The sequence below is a fragment of the Maricaulis sp. genome (genome assembly GCF_030149425.1).
Taxonomy (GTDB): Bacteria; Pseudomonadota; Alphaproteobacteria; order Caulobacterales; family Maricaulaceae; genus Maricaulis.
Map to the genome: position 1 here is coordinate 1 of NZ_JASBRQ010000040.1, position 3,222 is coordinate 3,222.

General features: G+C 60.0%; 3 protein-coding genes and 1 pseudogene. 1 reads left to right on the forward strand and 3 read right to left on the reverse strand.

Translation table 11 applies throughout. The annotated features are described in order from the left end of the window. A partial coding sequence (locus tag Q1V57_RS06210) for a pseudouridine-5'-phosphate glycosidase (protein WP_300528712.1) occupies positions 1-196 on the forward strand: 196 nt, incomplete at its 5' end. 108 nt (positions 197-304) lie between these two features. Here the strand turns inward: Q1V57_RS06210 and purU are convergent. From purU to glyA, 3 genes and pseudogenes are all read right to left on the reverse strand, one after another. Further along, positions 305-1,204, reverse strand: a complete 900-nt coding sequence (gene purU, locus Q1V57_RS06215; protein WP_366145093.1) for a formyltetrahydrofolate deformylase — start codon at positions 1,202-1,204, stop codon at positions 305-307. Next, positions 1,179-2,600 (reverse strand): L-serine ammonia-lyase, encoded by a 1,422-nt coding sequence (locus Q1V57_RS06220; protein ID WP_300528716.1) that lies wholly within the window; start codon positions 2,598-2,600, stop codon positions 1,179-1,181. The genes purU and Q1V57_RS06220 overlap by 26 nt, the downstream gene beginning before the upstream one ends. 3 nt (positions 2,601-2,603) lie before the next feature. Continuing rightward, positions 2,604-3,222: pseudogene (glyA, locus tag Q1V57_RS06225) on the reverse strand (serine hydroxymethyltransferase); the annotation flags it as partial.

A 3,222-nucleotide genomic window follows, 5' to 3' on the forward strand; every position in this document is an offset into this window, starting at 1 on the left:
CGGCTATATCGAAACGGCCCAATCTGAGATGGCGGCGCAGGGCATTTCCGGCAAGGCGGTAACGCCCTTTCTGCTGCAACGTATATTCGAGTTGTCAGAGGGGCGGAGCCTCAAGGCAAATATCGCGCTGGTGAAGAACAACGCACGGCTGGCCGCCGACATTGCCGTCGCATTTCACGCACCGCCCCGCCCATGATACGCTTGAGAGTGGTGAACTAGCGATCCAGTTTTGGCACGCACCATCCGCCGCCGTCATCTCGAGCAATGATGGTGACGTAGCGATTTCACCGAGTGATAGTGTGCACTAGTTGAAGACGACCGTCCTTTGCCCGTTCAGCATGACGCGACCTTCAAGATGCATCTTGACCGCGCGGGCCAGGACGCGGGATTCGATGTCACGACCCACGGCAACAAGATCGTCGGGAGTCATGGAATGGGCTACGCGTTCGGCCTCCTGTTCGATGATCGGGCCCTCATCCAGATCGGCGGTCACGTAGTGGGCAGTGGCTCCGATGAGCTTCACCCCTCGTTCATGAGCCTGGTGATAGGGCTTGGCCCCCTTGAAGCTGGGCAGGAAGGAATGGTGGATGTTGATCACCCGCCCGGATAGAGCGCGCGACATCTCGTCGGATAGAACCTGCATATAGCGCGCCAACACCACGAGATCCGCATCCACATCTTCAACCAGCGCTAGCAGTCTCGCCTCGGCCTCCGGCTTGGTGTCTCGGTTGACCGGAATGTGGTGAAAAGGCAAACCCTCCTGTTCGGCGACACGCTGAGCATCCGGATGGTTCGACACAATGCCGACCACCTCCGCGTCAAGCCAGCCGACATGCACCTGGTAAAGAAGGTGCAGCAATGCGTGATCGAAGCGCGACACCATTATGAGAATGCGCGGCTTACGTCCGGTGTGACTCAGGATCATCTCCATCTCGAACCGCGCTTTGATCGGAGCAAGCGCATCGAAGATTCGCCCCTCATCGTCTGCGCTTGCCAGAAACGCCACGCGAAGGAAAAAGCGGTTACTCTGGCGATCCCAGAACTGTGTGGTTTCGACAAGATTAGCGCCCTGCTCCGCAAGCGCAGTGGTGACAGCTGCCACGATCCCCGGCGCCGCAGCGCAGGACAGTTTCAAGATGTACTGCGGCTCTGACTTCGTTCCAGGACCTGACTTGGGTTCAGCACTCGGGCAAGTTGACAGCAAGGCCTCCAAGGCTCGTCTCCTTGTATTTGGTGTTCATGTCTTCGCCGGTCTGCCGCATGGTCTCGATACAATTATCCAGCGGCATGAAATGCGTGCCATCACCTCGCAGAGCGAGGCTTGCGGCGCTGACGGCCTTGATGGCCCCCAATCCGTTGCGCTCGATGCAGGGCACCTGTACCAGCCCAGCCGCAGGATCACAGGTCATGCCAAGGTGATGTTCCAGCGCGATTTCGGCGGCGTTCTCGATCTGCTCGTTGGTGCCGCCCAATGCGGCACACAAGCCTGCCGAGGCCATCGCCGATGCGCTACCGACTTCGGCTTGACAGCCACATTCCGCCCCCGAGATCGACGCGCGGTGCTTGATAAGGCCGCCGATGGCAGAAGCGGTCAGAAGGAGTGTCTCGACACCCTGTTCTGTCGCACCGATGCAGTGGTCCCGATAGTAGCGGATGACCGAAGGTACGACGCCCGCCGCGCCGTTCGTGGGCGATGTAACGACCCGTCCACCGGCGGCGTTTTCCTCATTTACCGCCATTGCGTAGACCGACAACCAGTCGTTGGAGACATGCGGTTGGCTGAGATTGTTGCCGCGTTCGGCCAATAGCTGTTCATGGATCGCCCTGGCGCGTCGCTTGACGCTCAATCCACCGGGCAGCACGCCCTCCATGCGCAGCCCACGGTCGACACAGGCGTTCATCACCTCATAGATCTGCCTGATTTGCTTCGACAGTTCGCGCGGCTCGATGTTCTGGTGTGCGCATTCATTGGCGCGCTTCATCTCGGCGATGCTCTTGCCCGAAGCGCGGCCCATCTCAAGCATCTCCGCGGCCGATCCGAAGGGATAGGGATAGCCCATCGCTTCCTTCTCGTCATGTAGCGTCTTTGCCTTGGCGGTCTTTTCCGCCTCCAGCTCGGCTTCGGTCACGACAAAGCCGCCGCCAACCGAATAGTAGGTCTGCGTCATGTAAGGATTGCCGTGTTCGTCAAAAGCCCGGAGTACCAGTCCGTTCGCATGGCCTGGCAAGGGCGGGCCATAGTCGAATACAAGATCACTTTCGGGATCGAAGTCGAGCGTGCCCAGCCCCGGTGGGCTGATACGTTTCGTGCGGCGGACCTCGGCTTCCAGCTCTTCAGCTTCATCCGGGTCGAGCGTTGCCGGAACATAGCCGATCAACCCGAGGATAACGGCACGGTCCGTTGCGTGGCCTTTGCCTGTAAACGCAAGAGAGCCGTGCAGGGATGCCCCAAGACGGGTCAGGGTCCCTGCCCCCGGAATTTTCTCGGCCTCTCCGCGAAGATCATCGAGAAACTGCGCGGCTGCGGTCATCGGCCCCATCGTATGCGAAGACGACGGGCCGAAACCGATCTTAAAGATGTCGAAAACCGACAGGAACATGGATCACACACCGTCGGCGTAGATCGGGTGCGCCTTGCAAAGGGCTTGCACCTCTTCCAGCACAGCGGCCTCAACGGCTGCATCGCCATCAGCGTTTGCCGACAATGCGTCAATCACCCGCAAGACCAATTCACCCACTTTTCGGAACTCCGCCTCGCCAAATCCGCGGGTTGTGCCCGCAGATGTGCCAAGGCGCACGCCCGAGGTCACAAAAGGTTTCTCGGGATCAAACGGAATGGCGTTCTTGTTGCAGGTTAGGCCTGCCCGTTCCAGCGCGGCTTCCGCCGCCTTGCCTGTCACACCTTTGGGGCGCAGATCGACAAGGACCATATGGCAATCGGTACCTCCCGAGACGACGCCCAGGCCCCCTTCAACGAGAACCTCTGACAGCGCACGCGCATTGGCGATCACGTCCTTTGCGTATTGCTTGAACGAAGGCTCGAGCGCCTCGCCGAAGGCAACAGCCTTGGCGGCAATGACGTGCATCAGCGGTCCACCCTGGTTGCCGGGGAATACCGCCGAGTTGAACTTCTTGGCCAGTGCCTCGTCATTGGTCAGGATGATGCCACCGCGCGGGCCGCGCAATGTCTTGTGGGTCGTCGATGTCACGACATGGGCGTGT

What these genes read in the sequence shown, in the direction of transcription:
- Q1V57_RS06220 (WP_300528716.1), bottom strand. Translation starts at nt 2,600, where the DNA reads ATGTTCCTGTCGGTTTTCGACATCTTTAAGATCGGTTTCGGCCCGTCG.